This window comes from Actinosynnema sp. NPDC002837 (genome assembly GCF_040295345.1).
GTDB lineage: Bacteria > Actinomycetota > Actinomycetes > Mycobacteriales > Pseudonocardiaceae > Actinosynnema.
The window spans coordinates 23,049-41,201 of the sequence record NZ_JBEOVG010000032.1; the positions used below are offsets into that span (position 1 = coordinate 23,049).

Genomic DNA, 18,153 nt, shown 5'->3' on the forward strand with positions numbered 1-18,153 from the left:
GCCGGCCACGACCGCTAGCCGCGACGGGGACCCACCGCGGAGCCGAGCCAGGTCGCGGCGGCCACGAACAGCACCGCGACCACGCCCGAGAGCGCCAGCGCGGACGGGACGCCGTCGTCGTGCGACAGCGCCCACAGCACGTTGCCGACCGGCGGGGTGCGGCCGAACAGGAACACCAGCACGACCAGCGCCGTCGCGGCGAGGACCGACCAGCCGGCCTGCGTGATCACCGGGCGGCTGCACAGCACGCCGACGCCCACGCCGACCAGCGCGCACACCGCCAACCCGGCGAAACCCTGCGCGACCGTGCCGAGCGGGTACGGGCGGGGTTGCGTCAGGACCGGGGCCACCGCGGCGACCAGGGCCACGCCCAGCGCCCCGAGCACGGCCAACGCGGTCACGGCGGCCTGCGCGCGGGCCCAGCCCCCCGCGGTCACCACGGTCATCGTCCGCCGCACGGGGTCCTCCGCGGTCGCGACGACCACGGTCAGCCACACCGACACCGGGTAGACCAGCACGCACGTGCCGGCGTACGCGGGCAGCGGCGGGCCGGCGTCGGAGGCGTAGAGCATCCCGAGCACGGCCACGAGCAGCAGCAACGGCGGCAGCCAGCGCTGCGTGCGCAGCACGTCGACCAGCAGGTACCGCACCAGCGCCGTCACGACCGCACGCTCCGCACCGAGCAGCCGAGCCGCAGCGCCTCGGCCAGCACGCCGTCGCTGAACCCGGCCCGCACCTCGACCCGCGCGCCGTCGCCGACCCCGTGCGCCGCGAACACCCCTTCCAGCGCGCTGATCTGCGCCAACGCCTCCCCCACCCGGTCGAGCTCGATCACCACGCCACCGGGTCGTACCGCGCCGAGCACCACCTCGCGGGCGCCCGGCAGGTCGTGCCCGTGGTGGTCGGTCAGCACGACGGCGGCCCGCGACGAGGTCACCAGCTCGCCGAGCACCGCGCCCGCGGCGGCGTCCAGCCCGGACCACGGCTCGTCGAGCACCAGCAGGTCGGTCGCGTGCAACGCCTGCGCGACCGCGACCTTCTGCGTGTTGCCCTTGGACAGGGTGGCCATCGGCGCGTCCGGGTCGCCGACGAACCCCAGCGCCTCCACCAGTTCCCACCGCACCGGCACGCCGCGCACGGCGGCGAGGTGGCGCAGGTAGTCGCGGGCGGACAGCTTCACCCCGGTCGGGAACCGCTCCGGGGCGTACCCGACCGACGCGCCGCGGCTCACCCGGCCGGTCGTCGGCGCGGTCACGCCCGCCGCGACGCGCAGCAGCGTCGACTTGCCGGCGCCGTTGCCGCCGCGCAGCACCACCACTTCACCCGGCCGCACGGCGAGCGTGACGTCGCGCAACACCCACGGGCCGCGGCCGTAGCGCTTGCCGATTCGATCAAGACGCACCACGGGTGTGATGATGCCCCGATCAAGGTAGGGCCGGGTTGAAGCGGAATACAGGACACGCGTACTGTTTGGGGTGAGAGGGCATCGCACCCGCGGGTGCGGGAGACTCGGCAGTAGTTCCCCTACCGACTTTGCGCGTCACCAGATGGAGTTTCACGTGACTGCACCAGCGAGCAAGGACAGCTTCGGCGCCCGCGGCACGCTCACCGTCGGCGACGCCTCGTACGAGGTGTTCCGGCTGAGCGCGGTCGACGGCGCCGAGCGCCTGCCGTACAGCTTGAAGATCCTGCTGGAGAACCTCCTGCGGACCGAGGACGGCGTGAACATCACCGCCGACCACGTGCGTGCGCTGGGCAGCTGGGATCCCTCGGCCGAGCCGGACACCGAGATCCAGTTCACGCCCGCCCGCGTGGTGATGCAGGACTTCACCGGCGTGCCGTGCGTGGTCGACCTGGCCACCATGCGCGAGGCCGTCACCCAGCTGGGCGGCGACCCGACGAAGGTCAACCCGCTGGCCCCCGCCGAGCTGGTCATCGACCACTCGGTGATCGCCGACATCTTCGGCCGGCCGGACGCGTTCGAGCTGAACGTGGACCTGGAGTACCAGCGCAACAAGGAGCGCTACCAGTTCCTGCGCTGGGGCCAGACCGCGTTCGACGAGTTCAAGGTCGTCCCGCCGGGCACCGGCATCGTGCACCAGGTCAACATCGAGCACCTGGCCCGCGTGGTGATGGTCCGCGGCGGCCAGGCCTACCCGGACACGCTGGTCGGCACCGACAGCCACACCACCATGGTCAACGGCATCGGCGTGCTCGGCTGGGGCGTCGGCGGCATCGAGGCCGAGGCGGCCATGCTCGGCCAGCCGGTCTCCATGCTGATCCCGCGCGTGGTCGGCTTCAAGCTGCACGGCGAGCTGCCCGCCGGCGCGACCGCGACCGACCTGGTGCTCACGATCACCGAGATGCTGCGCAAGCAGGGCGTGGTCGGCAAGTTCGTCGAGTTCTACGGCTCGGGCGTCGGTGCGGTGCCGCTGGCCAACCGCGCCACCATCGGCAACATGAGCCCGGAGTTCGGCTCGACCTGCGCGATCTTCCCGATCGACGGCGAGACCATCGACTACCTGAAGCTGACCGGCCGTTCCGCCGAGCAGCTGGCGCTGGTCGAGGCCTACGCCAAGGAGCAGGGCCTGTGGCACGACCCGGCCGCCGAGCCGGTGTACTCCGAGACGCTGGAGCTGGACCTGTCGACGGTCGTGCCGTCGATCGCGGGCCCGAAGCGCCCGCAGGACCGCATCGAGCTGACCGACGCCAAGGAGGCGTTCCGGCAGGCGCTCGGCTCCTACGTCGCGCACACCGACGGCGTGGAGAACTCGCCGGTCGACGAGGCGTCCGAGGAGTCGTTCCCGGCCAGCGACTCGCCCGCGCTGAGCAACGGTGACGCGGGCGGCAAGCCGCACGTGTTCCAGTCCGCCGCCGAGGGCGCGGAGGGCCGGCCGTCCAAGCCGGTCAAGGTCACGCTGGACGGCGCGGAGTTCGAGCTGGACCACGGCGCGGTGGCGATCGCCGCGATCACGTCGTGCACCAACACGTCGAACCCGTCGGTGATGCTCGGCGCGGCGCTGCTGGCGAAGAAGGCCGTGGAGAAGGGCCTGGAGCGCAAGCCGTGGGTCAAGACGACCCTCGCGCCGGGCTCCAAGGTCGTCATGGACTACTACGAGCGCGCCGGGCTGCTGCCGTACCTGGAGAAGCTGGGCTTCCACCTGGTCGGCTACGGCTGCACCACGTGCATCGGCAACTCGGGCCCGCTGCAGGACGAGATCTCGGCGGGCATCAACCAGGGCGACCTGGCCGCGGTGTCGGTGCTGTCGGGCAACCGGAACTTCGAGGGCCGGATCAACCCGGACATCAAGATGAACTACCTCGCGTCCCCGCCGCTGGTGGTGGCGTACGCGCTGGCCGGTTCGATGGACAAGGACATCACCACCGAGCCGCTCGGCAAGGACCAGGACGGCAAGCCCGTGTACCTGGCCGACATCTGGCCGTCGCCGCAGGAGATCTCGGAGGTCGTCGCGTCGGCGATCTCGCCGGAGGGCTTCACCGCGGGCTACGCCGACGTGTTCGCAGGCGACCAGCGCTGGCAGTCGCTGCCCACGCCGACCGGCAAGACGTTCGAGTGGGACCCGCAGTCGACGTACGTGCGCAAGCCCCCGTACTTCGAGGGCATGGAGATGGAGCCGTCGCCGGTCACGGAGATCAGCGGCGCGCGCGTGCTGGCGCTGCTCGGCGACTCGGTCACCACCGACCACATCTCGCCCGCCGGCGCGATCAAGGCGGACTCGCCCGCGGGCAAGTACCTGACCGAGCACGGCGTCGAGCGCAAGGACTTCAACTCCTACGGTTCCCGGCGCGGCAACCACGAGGTGATGATCCGGGGCACGTTCGCCAACATCCGGCTGCGCAACCTGCTGCTGGACGACGTGCAGGGCGGCTTCACCCGCAACTTCCTGGAGGAGGGCGCGCCGCAGACCACGATCTACGACGCGTCCGAGGCCTACGCCGCGGCGGGCGTCCCGCTGGTCGTGCTGGCGGGCAAGGAGTACGGCTCGGGCTCGTCGCGCGACTGGGCCGCGAAGGGCACCTCGCTGCTCGGCGTGCGCGCCGTGATCGCCGAGTCGTTCGAGCGCATCCACCGGTCGAACCTGATCGGCATGGGCGTGCTGCCGCTGCAGTTCCCCGAGGGTTCGACGGCGGCGTCGCTCGGCCTGGACGGCACGGAGACCTTCGACTTCACCGGCATCACCGCGCTGAACGACGGCGACACGCCGCGCACGGTGCACGTGGTGGCGGCGAAGGCGGACGGCTCGAAGGTGGAGTTCGACGCGGTGGTCCGCATCGACACGCCGGGTGAGGCCGACTACTACCGCAACGGCGGCATCATGCAGTACGTGCTGCGCAAGATGGTGCGCGGCTAGTCCGCGTCACGTGACGGGGCCGTCCACCTCCGGGTGGGCGGCCCCTTCGCGTTACACCCCTTCGCGTTCGACCCCTTGCTCTTCGGCCGCGGCGCGGAAGGCGTCGTAGGTGGCGCGGTCGAAGAGGACGAAGCGGACAGCGAGGTCCGCCGGGGCGTCGGCGACGGCGGACAGGGCGATCCGGGCGGCGGAGGCGACCGGCCAGCGGTAGACGCCGGTGGAGATGGCCGGGAACGCGATGGAGGTGGCGCCGAGGTCGGCGGCCACGCGCAGCGCGTTGCGGTGGCAGTCGGCCAGCAGGGCCGAGCGGTCCTCCGCGGCCGACCAGACCGGGCCGACGGTGTGCACGACCCACTTGGCCGGCAGGCGGCCCGCCGTCGTGGCCACCGCCTGGCCGGTCCGGAGGCCGCCGCCGTAGTGGCCCGCCCGCAGCTCGCGGCACGCGGCGAGGATCTCCGGGCCGCCCTTGCGGTGGATCGCGCCGTCCACACCGCCGCCGCCGAGCAGGGACGAGTTCGCGGCGTTCACCACGACGTCGACGTGCTGCTCCGTGATGTCCCCGAGGACGAACCCGATCCGCGCCATGCCGATCAGTGTCCCACCGCTCGGGCATGCGCTCCGGGACGCTGTGCCGCCGCATTGTCGTCACAATTCAAGTTTCGTCCGTAACGATCCGCAGATCGAAAACGACCGATGATTCTTATTACCCCGATCGGGTGAACCGATTGCTCTTTCGCAAAATTTGCGTTTAACCTCTCCATGCCGACGCTTCCGAGTCGCACGGCAGTGTCATTCGGTCGGATCTTCGCTGGTCCGCACCTGTTCGGGGACTGACTTACCCGGCTTCGCCGGAATGCGCGAACGTGACTCCAGAGGGGATTTCACGTCTCGTCGGCGCGCACGAGGAGGTGCGAATCAGAATGCACATCACCACTCGAAGACGGGCTTGCGGCGTGACCGCGATCCTGTTGGCCGCACTCGCGGCCCCACTCGCCACGACCACCGGCGCGGCAGCCGCGGGAGGCACCGTCACCGGGACCAAGGCACTGGGGGTGACGGACATCGCCTGCGGCGGTTCGGTCCCGGTCACCGTGACGCTCGACGCCGAGACCGGCATCGCGGGCAACCCGGTCGACATCGAACTGGTCCTCGACCGGTCCGGCAGCATGCAGGGGGCGATCGGCGACCTGAAGGCCGCCGCGAAGTCGTTCGTGGACATCATCGACGAGGCCACCGACGGCTCGCTGGACGGCGTGGTCGCCAACGGCAGCCGCATCGGCGTGGTCAGCTTCGCCGACGGCGCCTCCGTCGACACCCCGCTGTCGTCCGACGCGAACGCCGCCAAGTCCGCCATCGACGCCCTGGTCGCGTCCGGCGGCACGAACCACTCGGCGGCCATCACCACCGGGCAGGCGCAGCTGGCCGGCTCGGAGCCCACGAACGAGAAGATCATGGTCATCATGACCGACGGCCAGACGACCGTGGGTCCCGACGCGAGCCCCGCGGCCGCGGCGGCGCGCAACGCCGGCACCGAGATCTTCGGCATCGGCCTCGGCTCCGTCGACTCGGCCGAGATCCAGGACTGGACCACGGACCCCGACGCCACGCACTACTACGAGGCGCCGACCCCGGCCCAGTTGCAGGAGGTCTTCGAGGCGATCGGCGCGGCCATCGTGGTGCCCGCGGCGACCGGCGTGACCGTGGTCGACACGGTGTCGCCGCAGTTCTCGGTCGGCGGCGCGGCGGTGTCCAAGGGCGCGGTCGCCCAGAACGGCAACCAGCTCACCTGGACCATCGACGAGCTCGGCACCGAGACGGTGACGATGACGTTCACCGCGACCCACCTCCCGGCCACCGGTGGCGGCGTGCTGGCGGTCAACCCGACCGTCGCCTACACCGACGCCGAGGGCCACGTCGTGACGTTCGGCAACCCGACGGTGAACGTGCGCGGGTGCGCCGCGGCCATCGACGTGGAGCCCGAGCACGAGGTCAACGAGCTGGGCACGCCCGGCCAGACGCACACCGTGACCGCGACCGTCACCGACGACTTCGGCGACCCGGTGGCGAACGTCCCGGTCGACTTCTCGATCCTCAGCGGCCCGAACGCGGGCGGCGCCGGCAACGGCAGCACCTCCGCCGCGGGCGCGGTCGACTTCACCTACCCGGCCGCGCAGGGCCTCGCGGGCCTCGGCCAGGACTCGATCCGCGGCTGCTTCACCCACGCCGCCGGCCACCAGGTGTGCGACGACGTGCTGAAGGACTGGGTCGACACCACTCCCCCGGCCGTGACGTGCGAGCCGACCAACAACCCGGGCGGCGGCAACGAGCCACCGGCCGACAACGAGGACGGGTTCTTCATCCTCTCCGCGACCGACGCGGTGGACCCGGACCCGCAGGTCTTCGTGTCCGACTCGGCCAGCCCGGCGGTCTTCGGCGGGTTCCCGACCGGCACCAAGATCAAGCTGGTGCAGGCCCCTGGCGCGACGCCCAACCAGAAGCCCGGCGTCGGTGACATCGACTGGCGCATCACGCTCAAGGGCGACGCGCTCGTCTACGGCGTGGACGCCTCGGGCAACCAGTCGGCTCCCGTGAGCTGCCTGGTCCCGCCGCCGCCGAAGTAGCGGTTACCGCGAGACCGTGAGGGGCGTCCACACCCGGGGCGCCCCTCACGCCCGCTCACCCCACGATCGGCCCGAGGTAGCCGCGCAGCACCTTCTTCAGCTCCTGCACCAACGCCGGGCGCTCGCCCTCCTCGGCCGAGACGATCATCGGGATCAGCCCGCCGAACAGCCGCATGGTCACCTGCGCGGTGCGGGCGCGGTCGGCGGCGGGCAGGTCCGGGCGCCGCGCGGCCAGCACCGCGTCGATCCGCCCGAAGACCGCCGCGTGCACGGCCCTGGTCGGCGCGGCCAGCTGCTCGGGCATGTCCGACCGGCCGAACAGGGCCTTGAAGCCGGGGTTGGCCACGTTCACCGCCACCATCGGCCCCGCCATCCGGTCGATCAGCTCGTCCAGCGGCAGGTGCGCGAGCTCGGGCGTCAACGCGCCGTGCGCCGACCGCAGCTGCTCCAGGTACCGGTCGGCCAGCGCCTGCGCGATGGCCTCCTTGTTGCCGTAGAACTGGTACAGCGTGCCCGGCGACACGCCCGCCCGCGCGGCGATGGCGTTGGTCGTCGCGGCCTCGTAGCCGACCTCCGCGAAGACGGCCGCCGCCGCGTCCTGCAGTTCGGCCATCCGCCGCTCGCCCCGCGCCTGCCGGCGCACCACCTTCGGCTCCACGGGCACCACCTTCTCACTCGTTGACAAACACGAGCAATCACTCGTACTTTTGCAACACGAGCGATCGCTCGCATTTTATGCGACACCTAGTCGAGGAGAACCCCGTGCACCTGCTGGGGCGTTTCGCCGTGCGCCGGCGACGCTTGGTCCTGGTCGTCGCCGCGCTGGTCGCGGCGGCCGCCGCCGTCGTGGGCAGCGGCGCGTTGTCGGCCCTGTCGCTGTCCCGCTTCGAGGCGCCCGGCACGGAGTCGCTGCGCGCGGCCGAGGTGCTGGCCGAGGAGTTCGGCACCGGCAACCCCAACCTGACCCTGCTGGTCACGGCGCGCGGCGGCGACGTGGACGACCCGCGCACCGCCGACCGGGCCCGCGCGCTGGCCGCCGAGCTCGCGCCGGACGTGCGGCAGGTCGAGTCCTACTGGGACCGTCGCAGCCCGGCCCTGCGGTCCGAGGACGGCGGCCAGGCGTTGATCCTGGCCTGGGTGCCCGGCAGCGCCACCGACGCGCGGGCCGCCATCGCCGGCCTCTCCGAGCGGTTCACCCGCGCCGACGACGTGATCGAGGTGGGTGTCGGCGGGCAGGACGAGGTGTTCCGCCAGGTCGGCGCCCAGGCCGCGCGGGACTTCCTGCGCGCCGAGGCGATCGTGGTGCCGGTGGTGCTGCTCCTGCTGGTGCTCCTGTACCGGCGCGTGTCGCTGGCGTTGACCACGCTCGGCATCGGGCTGTTCGCGATGGTCGGCACGCTCGCCGCGTTGCGCGGCCTCACGCGCTTCACCGAGGTGTCGACGTTCGCCGCGAACATCACGCTGGTCATGGGCCTGGCTCTGGGCGTGGACTACTGCCTGTTCGTCATCGCCCGCTACCGGGAGGAGCTCGCCGGCGGCGCGACCGTGCCGGCGGCCGTCGAACGGGCGGTCGCGACGGCCGGGCGCACGGTCCTGTTCAGCGGCCTCACGGTGGCCGCGTCGCTGGCGATGCTCGTGCTGTTCCCCTTCCCGTTCCTGCGTTCCTTCGCCTACGCGGGCGTGCTGGTGGTGGCTCTGTCCGTGCTGGGCGCGCTCGTCGTCCTGCCCGCGGCCCTGGCGTGCCTGAAGCCGCACCCGGCGACCGAGCGCGCCACCGGTTTCTGGGCGCGGACGGCGAACGCGGTGATGAACCGCCCGCTGCTGGTCGGCGGCGCGGCGCTGGCGTTGCTGCTCCTGCTCGCCGCGCCGGTGCTGGGCCTGCGGGTCGGCCTGCCCGACGACCGGGTCCTGCCGGCGGACGCGTCCAGCCGGGTGGTGCAGGAGGATATCCGCGCCGGCTTCGGCCAGGAGCAGACCGACGCCATCCGCGTGATCGCGAAGGACGTCCAGGGGAACGACGACTACGCGGCACGGCTCGGCGACGTGCCCGGCATCGTGCAGGTGGACGTCACCACCAACGGCTACGGCACCACGTGGTCGGCGATCCCGTCCCAGGAAGCGCTCTCCGGCGACGTGCCGGCGCTGGTCCAGCGGGTGCGCGCGCTGGAGCCGGACTACCTCGTCGGCGGCTACCCGGCCGAGCTGGCCGACTTCCGCGACGCCCTCACCGACCGGGTGCCGCTGGTGGTGGGCCTGATCCTGGCGATCACGTTCGTGCTGCTGTTCCTGATGACGGGCAGCGTCCTGCTGCCGGTGAAGGCGACCGCGCTGAACCTGCTCAGCCTGGCCGTGATGTTCGGCGTGGTGGTGTGGGGCTTCCAGGAGGGCAACCTGGCGCACCTGCTCGGCTTCACGCCCACCGGCACGGTCGAGCCGAGCATCCCGATCCTGATGTTCTGCATCGCGTACGGCCTGTCCATGGACTACGAGGTGTTCATGGTGTCCCGCATCGCCGAAGAGCACGCCCGCACCGGTGACGACCGGGCCGCCGTCACCGCCGGGATCCAGCGCAGCGCGCCGTTGATCACGGCCGCCGCCGCGATCCTGGCCCTGTCGTTCGCCGCGTACACCACGGGCCGCGTGATGTACCTGCAGATGCTGGGCGCGGGGCTGGCGGTGGCGATCGCCGTGGACGCGACGCTCGTGCGCGCCGTGCTGGTGCCCGCGTTGATGCGGCTGGCCGGACGCGCCAACTGGTGGGCGCCGGCGTGGCTGCGCCGCGTGCACCTCCGGTTCGGCCTCTCGGAGGGCCGCTAGGGTTGCGCCCTTATGGGGGCCGTCGTGGACACGGGAACCGTGTGGTGGAAGACCTTGTGGGCGTTGCCGGTGCTGGTCGGGCTCGTCCTCCCGCTCTGGGAGGACGGCCCGCCGCTGGACGTCTCGCTCCCGCTGGTGATCGCCGGTTTGCTGGTGAAGGCGCGCGAGGCGCACGCCGAGCGGCCCGGCGCCTGGTTCCCGTTGCTGGTGACCGGGTCGACCGCGTTCGCGCTGACGTCGGCGGCCGGGTCGTGGTTCTCCGTCGGGGTGACCGCGTTCGACCTGTGGCAGTTCCTGCTCGGCGTGGTGGTGGCCGTCGGGCTGGGGATCTGGGCGTGGCGTGCGCGCGGCTACGTCGTCGCGGTCACGGCGGTGGGATACCTGGCCGCCGTCTGGCACTTCCGTCAGGAACCGGTCGAGGAGTTCGGCTGGTTCTCCTACGCGCCGCTGACCTCGCCCATCCCGGTCGTGCCCGCGTTCGACTTCCCGCCCCACCCGGAGCTGGTGGTCCTGGCCGGTGCGGTGCTCGCGCACACCAGGGTCGACCGGGTGCGGCCGTGGCACGTGGTGGCGATCGTCGGGCTGCTCGGCTCGTTGTGGCACTACAGCGCGCTCGCGCTGGTGGTCGCGGCGGTGGTGGTCGCCGCCTACGACCTGAACGCCCGCCGTCCCGGCGCGTGGTACCCGTTGCTGCTGGTTGGCATCGGGTTGGCGGTGTGGCCGGTCGTGGACCGGGTGTTCCTGACGCCGGAACTCCCCGCGATGCTCGCGAACGCGCCCGGCGGGCGGAACGAGACCGGCGGGATCGAAGGCGTCGCCATCGCCGTGGCGGTCGGTCCGTGGGTCGACTACGACGAGCTGTTCCTGGCGTTCGTCGTCGCGGTCGGGCTGGCGGTGTGGTCGTGGCGGCGCCGGAGCCCGATCGTGCTGCTCACCGCCGTCGTCTACCTGGGCCTGACCTGGCTGCGCACCACGCCCGTGCCGACGGAGCTGGTGGTCCTGGCGGGTGCGGCCGTCGCCTTCGCGACGACGGCCGCACCCGGAGCCGCTAGAACGGCTGGGCGTTCGGCTGGAACACCTGGCCGTCCGCCGGGGCCTTGAGGTTCACCAGGTAGTCGGTCACCAAGGTGTCGACACCCGCGCTGTCGCCGAGGATGCAGTGCCCGAACGCGTCCACGCTGAGCAGGCGCGCGTTGCCGAGCTGTCGGTCCATGCGCTTGCTGAACTCGTACTGCGTGGCCGGGTCGTAGTAGTTGCCCACGACGACGATCGGGTTCGGCGTGCGCTTGTTCCACGGCCCCGACCAGCGGTCCGGGAAGGGCGCCGGCCAGGTCGCGCACGTGAGCAGGTCGGACGCGGCCTGCATGCGGCCGAACGTCGGCGACTCCCGCTCCCACTTCGCGGCCACCGCCGGGAACAGCTGCGGCACCCGGAGGAACGGCTTGTCCGTGCAGTTCACGCCGTAGTACGAGTCGTCGGCCAGGTACTCGGTGTCACCCGTGAGCCCGGCGCGGACGTCGGCCAGACCGCGCTTGTTCGCCAACGGCGGCAGCAGGTCGGCCTGCTCCTGCGCGGAGAACGTGGCGGCGCCGGGGTGCAGCACGGCGTGGATGCTCTGCAACCACGCGGCCAGCGCCTTGAAGCGGGTCGGCGCGTACAGGTCACCGGCGACCCGGCCGATGTAGCCGTCGTAGGTCACGACCTGGTTGGTGGGCAGCGTGATCGAGCGGGTGCGCAGGTGGTCGCGCACCTCGTCGAACTTGGCCCGCGGGTCGCCGTCGCTGTAGGCGCACTTGTCGCCCTCGGCGTCGCAGCGCTTGAGGAACGCGTCCAGCGCGAGCTCGAAGCCCCGCGCGCGCTGGCGGTCGTACTCCGCGCCGTCGGAGGTGCGCAGCGCCGGGTCGACGTTGCCGTCCAGCACGAGGGCGCGCGACTTCGACGGGAAGATGTTGGCGTAGGTCGCGCCGAGCAGCGTGCCGTAGGAGAAGCCGACGAACGTGAGCTGCCGGTCGCCCACGCCCTGCCGCAGCAGGTCGAGGTCACGGGCGACGGCCTCGGTGGACATGTGGTTCAGCAACGGGCCCGCGTTGCGCGCGCACGCGTCGGTGTAGTCCTCGGTCGCGTCCGTGGTGTCGCGGATCTCGGTGCGGGTGACCGGGATGCCGGACATGCGGCCGAAGACCTCGTTGGCCTCTTCGAGGGTCTTGAAGCAGCGCAACGGCGAGCTGCGGCCGACGCCGCGGGGGTCGAACCCGATCAGGTCGAACCGGTTCATGACCTCCGGCTGGAAGAACGAGCTGCCGTAGGCGGAGTAGATCAGGCCGGCGCCGCCCGGGCCGCCGGGGTTGATGAACAGCGAGCCGACCTTGTTCGCCTGGTCGTCGGCCGGGCGCTTCATCAGCGCGATGGTGATCTTGGCCCCGTCGGGCTTGCGGTGGTCCAGCGGCACGGGGTGGTTCGCGCAGCTGACCTTGTCGCGCTGCGCGGCCGGGATCTCGTCCAGGACGTCCTGGGCGCAGGCCGCCCACTGGACGGGGGTGGCGCCTCGCGCTTCCTGTGCGGCGGCGGTGCCGGTTCCCACGAGACCGGACACCGCCGTGCCCACGGCCAGCGCGAGGACCAGCGCTCTGTTACGGAGTTGCATGCGGTAGCGCTCCCTCGGTTCACTCGACGTCGCCCCTCAGTGACACCGCGACGTCATCGCGCGAGGCTTTCACTCGATCGTGTCTGGCAACACCCGCAGAACGGAGGATTCGTGGCCTACGGACGGTTCATGCCGGGCTTGGTGCTGGCCGAGCGGTTCTACCGGGAGGCGGTCGAACCGCTGGTCCGGACGCACTTCGGCGAGGTGCCGCACAGCGCGGGCCGGCTCGGCTCCGGTTCGGAGGTGCTCGGCTTCGACACCGAACGGTCCGCCGACCACGAATGGGGGCCGCGCCTGCAGCTGTTCCTCGACCCGGACGACACCCGGGCCGACGACATCTCGACGGCGCTGGCCGAGCACCTGCCCAAGGTGTTCCTCGGGTATCCCACGCACTTCGTCGGCACGGACGACGACGGCGTCGGGCGGATGGCCGTGACGGACGGGCCGGTGCGCCACCGGGTGGAGGTCGTCGACGCGGCCACGTGGTTCGACCGGCGGTTGGGGTTCGACCCGCGCCGCGGCGTGACCGTGCGGGACTGGTTGGGCGCGCCGACGCAGCGGTTGGCGGAGACGACGGCCGGCGCGGTGTTCCACGACGGGCTCGGGGTGCTGACGGCGGCACGGGAGGCGTTGCGGTGGTACCCGGACGACGTGTGGCGGCACGTGCCGGCGTGCCAGTGGTCGCGCGTCGCGGAGGAGGAGGCGTTCGTCGGGCGGTGCGGCGAGGTCGGCGACGAGCTGGGGTCGGCCGTGGTCGCGGCCAGGCTGACCCGTGACCTGATGCGGTTGCGGCTGCTGCTGGACCGGCGCTACCCGCCGTACGACAAGTGGCTCGGCAGCGCGTTCGCCCGCTACGCCGACCTCGTGCCGGTGCTGCGGGCCGCGGTGGCGGCGACCGACTGGCGTGCGCGGGAGGACCACCTGGCCGTGGCGTACGAGCGGATCGCCGCGCGGTGCAACGACCTCGGCCTGGCCGAACCGGTCGACCCGACCACCCGCCCGTACCACGACCGCCCGTTCCGGGTGCTGCGCGCCGACCGCTTCACCACCGCCCTGCGCGCCGCGATCACCGACCCGGAGGTGGCCGCCCTGCCGCTGCTCGGCGCGATCGACCAGTGCGCCGACAGCACCGCCGTGCTCGAACACCCCGCCCGGAGCCGGAAGCTGGTGGGCTAGCCGGGACCCGTCCGACGACGCGGTGGTCCCGTGCCCGGCGCCGGGCACCGGGCCCCCCCCCCGCCCCCAACCCACCGCGCCGGCCCAGCCCCCGCCCCCCCCCGCCCCGCCGGCCCGCCCCCCCCCGCCGGCGGGGGGAGGGGGGGGGGCTCCGGGGCCCCGGGCGGCGCGCGGGGTGCCGCGGGGCGGGGGGCCGGGCCGGCCCCCCCCCCGCGTCCGCTAGCCGACGGCGCGGGCCAGGCTCAGGGCGAAGCGCCCCTCCGAGTCGGTCCACCAGCGTTCGAGGGCGAAGCCCGCGGCCTCCAGCTCACGGGTCACCCCCTCGCGGCGGAACTTCGCGGACACCTCGGTGCGCAGTTCCTCGCCCTCGGCGAACTCCACGTCCAAGGACAGCCCGGCGACGTGGGACTTGACCGGGCGCACGGCCCGCAGGCGCATCTCGATCCACTCCTCCTCGGCGTTCCACAGGGCCACGTGCTCGAAGTCCGACGGGTCGAAGTCGGCGTCCAACGTCCGGTTGATCACCCGCAGCACGTTGCGGTTGAACTCCGCCGTCACGCCCTGCGCGTCGTCGTACGCGCGCACCAGCACGTCCGGGTCCTTCACCAGGTCCGTGCCGAGCAGCAACCACTCCCCCGCGTCCAGCACTTCGCGCACCGAGGCGAAGAACTTGTCCCGCTCCTCCGGGATCAGGTTGCCGATCGTCCCGCCCAGGAACGCCACCACCCGCGGCGGCGCGCCGGGCAGCAGGCCGAGGTGCTCGGTGAAGTCGCCGACCACGCCGTGCACCCGCAGCCCGGGGTACGCGGCCATGATCGCCCGGGCCGCCTCCGTCAACGCCGACGGCGACACGTCCAACGGCACGAACTCCGTCAGCGTGCCGTGCGAGCGCAGCGCGCTGAGCAGCAGCCGGGTCTTCTCCGACGAGCCGGAACCCAGCTCCACCAACGAGTGCGCGCCGGTGATCGAGGCGATCTCCGCCGCCCGCGCCACCAGGATCTCCCGCTCCGCGCGGGTCGGGTAGTACTCGGGCAGCCGGGTGATCTCCTCGAACAGGTCACTGCCGACCGCGTCGTAGAACCACTTCGGCGACACCCACTTCGGCCGCGCGGTCAGCCCCGCCCGCGCCTCGGCGCGCAGCGCGATCGCCGCGTCCTCGGGGGTCAGGTGCACGTCCAGCACAGGCTCGGTCATCCTCGTCCAATCCGTTGAACGTCCACAGTAGACACATCAGCCGTGACGACGTGCCCGTCGGGCACCTCCCGCCAGCGCGGGTCGTCGTCCAACGGCTCGGAGGCCAACGTCACCGCGCCGTCGCCGGAGCGCACCCACAACGAGTGGGTCCACGTCGTGCCGACGAGCACGGTGCCGTTGGTGAGCAGCAGGTTCAGCCGCGAGCCGGGCGCGGCGGCGGCGACCTCGGACACGACCGAGGCCAGCGCGGCGCCCGGCGCGGCCCCCGAAGCGAGCCGCGACCGCGCCAACGCCCACAGCAGGGCGGCGTCGGTCGGCGCGTCCAGCGTCAGCAACGAGGCCACCGGCAGGGTCTTGGCCACGTCCACCACGGACTCCGGCCAGTCGGCGACCCGCCCGTTGTGGCTGAACAACCACTGCCCGTCGGTGAACGGCGCGCACGCGGTGTCCGCCACCGGCATGCCGACCGTCGCCGAGCGCACCGCGGCCAGCACCGCGCCGGACACCGTCACCCGGCTCAGCGCCAGCAGGTTCTCGTCCGACCAGATCGTGCCCGCCCGGCGGTAGCGCACCGCCGGGCCGCCCGGCGCGGGGTACCACCCCACGCCGTACCCGTCCACGTTGACCGTGCCGCCGCCGCGCATGTCCCGCGGCGCGTACGACTGCCGCACCAACGAGTGCGGCGGGTCGTGCACCAGCGCGGCGACGGGCACGGCGGGGCCCAGATAACCCAGATGGCGGCACACGGTCAGGTCAGCTCGTCCCGCGAGGCGTCCCTCGCGCAGCGGAAGCCGGCGAAGATCTGCCGCCGGATCGGGTAGTCCCAGTTGCGGAACGTCGAGCGCACCGCGGCCTGGTCGCTGCCGAACGACCCGCCGCGCAGCACCTTGTAGTCCGGGCCGAAGAACACCTGGGAGTACTCCGCGTACGGGAACACCTCGAACCCGGCGTAGCCGTGGAAGTCGGAGCTGGTCCACTCCCACACGTCGCCGATGAGCTGGTGCACGCCCAACGCCGACGCGCCCGCCGGGTACGCCCCGACCGGGGCGGGCGTCAGGTGCCGCTGGTTCAGGTTCGCGTGCGCCTCCGTCGGGTCCTCGTCGCCCCACGGGTAGCGGCGGGACCGGCCGGTCGCCGGGTCGAAGCGGGCCGCCTTCTCCCACTCCACCTCGGTGGGCAGCCTCTTGCCCGCCCACTTCGCGTACGCCTCGGCCTCGTAGTAGCAGACGTGCACCACCGGCTGGTCGGGCTCGATCGGCTCCGTGCGGCCGAACGCGGTGCGGTACCACTGGTCGCCGACCCGTTCCCAGAACCGGGGCGCGACCAGCGACGCCTTCCGGACGTGCGCCCACCCGGCCTCGCTCCACCACCGCGGGTCCCGGTAGCCGCCGTCGGCGATGAACGCCGCGTACGCGCCGTTCGTCACCGGCGTGGTGTCGATGAAGAACGGCTCGGTGACCACCTGGTGCGCGGGCCGCTCGTTGTCCAGCGCCCACGCCTCGGTGGACGTGCCCATGGTGAACGGCCCGCCGGGCACCAGCACCTCGGCCGGACCCACCGGGCCGCCGCGCGGCGGCCGCGGCGCGTCCAGCACCGGGTCGCCCACGCGCAGCTGGTGCGTGGCCAGCATGGTCTCGTCGTGCTGCTGCTCGTGCTGCACGATCATGCCGAACGCGAACCCGCCGTCGACCAGTCGGTGGCCTTCCAGCGGCGTGCGCTCGAGCACGTCGAACACCTTGTCCCGCACCTCGCCGACGTACCGGCGCGCCTCGGCGGGCCCGAGCAGCGGCAGTTCCGGCCGGGCCGACCGGGCGTGCTTGAACGCGTCGTACAGCTCGTCGATGTCCGCCCGGACCGGCTCGCGGCCGCCCACGTCGCGGACCAGCCACAGCTCTTCCTGGTTGCCGATGTGCGCGAGGTCCCACACCAGCGGTGACATCAGCTTGGAGTGCTGGCGGACGAGGTCGTGGTCGTCCACCGCGTCGGTGAGCAGCCTGCTGCGGTCACGTGCCCTGGTGAGCTGGGCGGCGACCCGGTCGCGAAGGTCTTCGGTGCTGGTCATGAACGGCCCCCTCCGGTCTTCTCAGCGAGCGTGCGGTGCAGTTCTTCGGCGATCGCGTCGGTCTGGCCGACCGACAGGTCGGTGTCGGACAGCGCGGCGCAGCCCAGGTCGACCACGTCGCGCGCCGCGCGGGCGAGCACCGGGTCGGCCAGGCCGTACCGCGCGGCGGCGAGCCAGCGGTTCGCGGCGCCCTCGGTCGCCGCGAGCACCCCGTCCACCGAGGCCGACGTGCTGAACAACGCCGCCATCAGCACGACCGGCGGCAGCCACCGGCCGTCCGGCGGCGAGTCCAGGTAGCGGACCTCCAAGTACCCGCGCGGTCGGACCGGCGGGAACTGGAGGGTGAGGTGGTAGTCGAGGTCGTCGGCCGTCGGCGGGCCGTCGAGCGCTCCCTCGATCCAGTCGGCGAACGTCAACGGGTACGGCGGCAGCCAGTTCGGCCCCGGTCTGCGCACCGCGATGACCGGGGTGTCGAGCACGCGCTTGGCCCACGCGTCGGCCGGGTTCGCGCACACCGCCGCCGGACGGGTGCGCACCGGGTCGGTGCCGTAGAGCGTGCGCATCCTCGCGCTGGCCCAGTCCGTCCGACGGCCGTTCACCCCCGGTGAGTTGGCGAACAGGGCGGTGAGGACGGGGCCGAGCGCGTGCACCGCGGCCCAGCGCCGCGGCAGGTCGGCGGCCAGCCCGGCGTCCAGGCAGACCTGCAGGCCCGCGGTGCTGCACATCATCGTGATGCCCTCGGGCCCGATCGGGGCGAAGGCGTGTTCCATGGCCGCGTAGCGCGGGACCTGGAGCATCCGGCGCGGCGGGCGGAACGGGTCGGCGCCGTGCTGACCGAGCCGGAGACCGGCCGGTTCGAGCAGGCTGTGGAGGTGTTCGATGTCCGCGGCGACGGTCTTGAGCAGATCCGTCAGGGAATCGCGCGGCGGTGTGGAGATCTCGACCTGGCCACCCGGTTCCACGGTCAGCGGGGTGCCGGAGGGCAGTGGCCGCTGAGGGCTGTCGGGGACGAGGGTCGGTGGCGCGTGCCGGCCGAGCGCGGCCGCGAGGGTCTTCGCGTCGAGCGGTCGGCGGGGATCTTCGACGTGGTGGACGGTCCATTCCAACTCGACTCCGAGCAGCCTCGGAGGCCCGTGCTTGAAGCAGACCGAGGCGACGTAGGCCTCGGCCTCCGCTCGATCCCGGAACACCGCCGGGGTGGGCCCCGGAGCCGGTGCGTTACGGACAGCAGTCACTGGTTGCACTCCCCGTGATCAAATCTCGTCC

General features: G+C 72.6%; 14 protein-coding genes. 5 read left to right on the plus strand and 9 right to left on the minus strand.

What is annotated here, in order from left to right:
- Positions 1–14 precede the first annotated feature (14 nt).
- Together ABTZ99_RS22170 and ABTZ99_RS22175 are read right to left on the minus strand one after the other, a co-directional pair.
- Positions 15–662: a hypothetical protein gene (locus tag ABTZ99_RS22170; RefSeq protein WP_498785325.1), complete on the minus strand. Its 648-nt coding sequence runs from the start codon at positions 660–662 to the stop codon at positions 15–17.
- Positions 659–1,402, minus strand: coding sequence for an ABC transporter ATP-binding protein (locus ABTZ99_RS22175; protein WP_498785327.1), 744 nt, complete (start codon positions 1,400–1,402; stop codon positions 659–661). Before ABTZ99_RS22175 ends, ABTZ99_RS22170 begins: the two co-directional genes overlap by 4 nt.
- Positions 1,403–1,547: 145 nt before the next feature.
- On the opposite strand from ABTZ99_RS22175, the gene ABTZ99_RS22180 reads away from it, so the two are divergent.
- A complete protein-coding gene (locus ABTZ99_RS22180; protein WP_498785329.1) occupies positions 1,548–4,373 on the plus strand; it encodes an aconitate hydratase in 2,826 nt (941 codons plus the stop codon).
- Positions 4,374–4,424: 51 nt separating this feature from the next.
- On the opposite strand, the gene ABTZ99_RS22185 is transcribed toward ABTZ99_RS22180, so the two are convergent.
- Positions 4,425–4,958 carry an O-acetyl-ADP-ribose deacetylase gene (locus tag ABTZ99_RS22185; RefSeq protein ID WP_498785331.1) on the minus strand — a complete coding sequence of 178 codons (534 nt, stop codon included), beginning with the start codon at positions 4,956–4,958 and terminating at the stop codon, positions 4,425–4,427.
- Between the two features lie 368 nt (positions 4,959–5,326).
- Between ABTZ99_RS22185 and ABTZ99_RS22190 the strand changes: the two genes are divergently transcribed.
- The gene (locus ABTZ99_RS22190; protein ID WP_499613494.1) at positions 5,327–6,994 is read left to right on the plus strand and encodes a vWA domain-containing protein; all 1,668 of its coding nucleotides are present in this window, start codon (positions 5,327–5,329) and stop codon (positions 6,992–6,994) included.
- Positions 6,995–7,049: 55 nt separating this feature from the next.
- Here ABTZ99_RS22190 and ABTZ99_RS22195 read toward each other — a convergent pair whose 3' ends face one another.
- Entirely contained in the window at positions 7,050–7,652 is a 603-nt protein-coding gene (locus tag ABTZ99_RS22195) for a TetR/AcrR family transcriptional regulator (RefSeq protein ID WP_498785335.1), read from the minus strand.
- Between the two features lie 77 nt (positions 7,653–7,729).
- Between ABTZ99_RS22195 and ABTZ99_RS22200 the strand changes: the two genes are divergently transcribed.
- Both ABTZ99_RS22200 and ABTZ99_RS22205 read left to right on the plus strand, forming a co-directional pair.
- The gene (locus ABTZ99_RS22200) at positions 7,730–9,811 is read left to right on the plus strand and encodes an MMPL family transporter (RefSeq protein ID WP_499613497.1); all 2,082 of its coding nucleotides are present in this window, start codon (positions 7,730–7,732) and stop codon (positions 9,809–9,811) included.
- Between the two features lie 24 nt (positions 9,812–9,835).
- Entirely contained in the window at positions 9,836–10,912 is a 1,077-nt protein-coding gene (locus ABTZ99_RS22205; protein ID WP_499613499.1) for a hypothetical protein, read from the plus strand.
- Here ABTZ99_RS22205 and ABTZ99_RS22210 read toward each other — a convergent pair.
- Positions 10,860–12,455 carry an alpha/beta hydrolase gene (locus ABTZ99_RS22210; protein WP_498785342.1) on the minus strand — a complete coding sequence of 532 codons (1,596 nt, stop codon included), beginning with the start codon at positions 12,453–12,455 and terminating at the stop codon, positions 10,860–10,862. The genes ABTZ99_RS22205 and ABTZ99_RS22210 overlap by 53 nt on opposite strands.
- Positions 12,456–12,566: 111 nt before the next feature.
- On the opposite strand from ABTZ99_RS22210, the gene ABTZ99_RS22215 reads away from it, so the two are divergent.
- Positions 12,567–13,631, plus strand: a complete 1,065-nt coding sequence (locus ABTZ99_RS22215) for a DUF4037 domain-containing protein (RefSeq protein ID WP_498785344.1) — start codon at positions 12,567–12,569, stop codon at positions 13,629–13,631.
- A gap of 219 nt (positions 13,632–13,850) precedes the next feature.
- Here the strand turns inward: ABTZ99_RS22215 and egtD are convergent, their stop codons facing one another.
- From egtD to ABTZ99_RS22235, 4 genes are read right to left on the minus strand one after another with little or no spacing between them, the layout of a single operon-like run.
- Complete coding sequence (gene egtD / locus ABTZ99_RS22220) at positions 13,851–14,825, minus strand: L-histidine N(alpha)-methyltransferase (RefSeq protein ID WP_499613502.1); 975 nt, start codon at positions 14,823–14,825, stop codon at positions 13,851–13,853.
- A complete protein-coding gene (gene egtC / locus ABTZ99_RS22225; RefSeq protein WP_498778728.1) occupies positions 14,822–15,571 on the minus strand; it encodes an ergothioneine biosynthesis protein EgtC in 750 nt (249 codons plus the stop codon). The genes egtD and egtC overlap by 4 nt, the downstream gene beginning before the upstream one ends.
- A gap of 2 nt (positions 15,572–15,573) precedes the next feature.
- On the minus strand, positions 15,574–16,887 hold the full coding sequence (egtB, locus tag ABTZ99_RS22230; protein ID WP_498778729.1) for an ergothioneine biosynthesis protein EgtB: 1,314 nt from the start codon (positions 16,885–16,887) through the stop codon (positions 15,574–15,576).
- Positions 16,884–18,122: a glutamate-cysteine ligase family protein gene (locus ABTZ99_RS22235; protein WP_498778730.1), complete on the minus strand. Its 1,239-nt coding sequence runs from the start codon at positions 18,120–18,122 to the stop codon at positions 16,884–16,886. The genes egtB and ABTZ99_RS22235 overlap by 4 nt, the downstream gene beginning before the upstream one ends.
- Positions 18,123–18,153 lie beyond the last annotated feature (31 nt).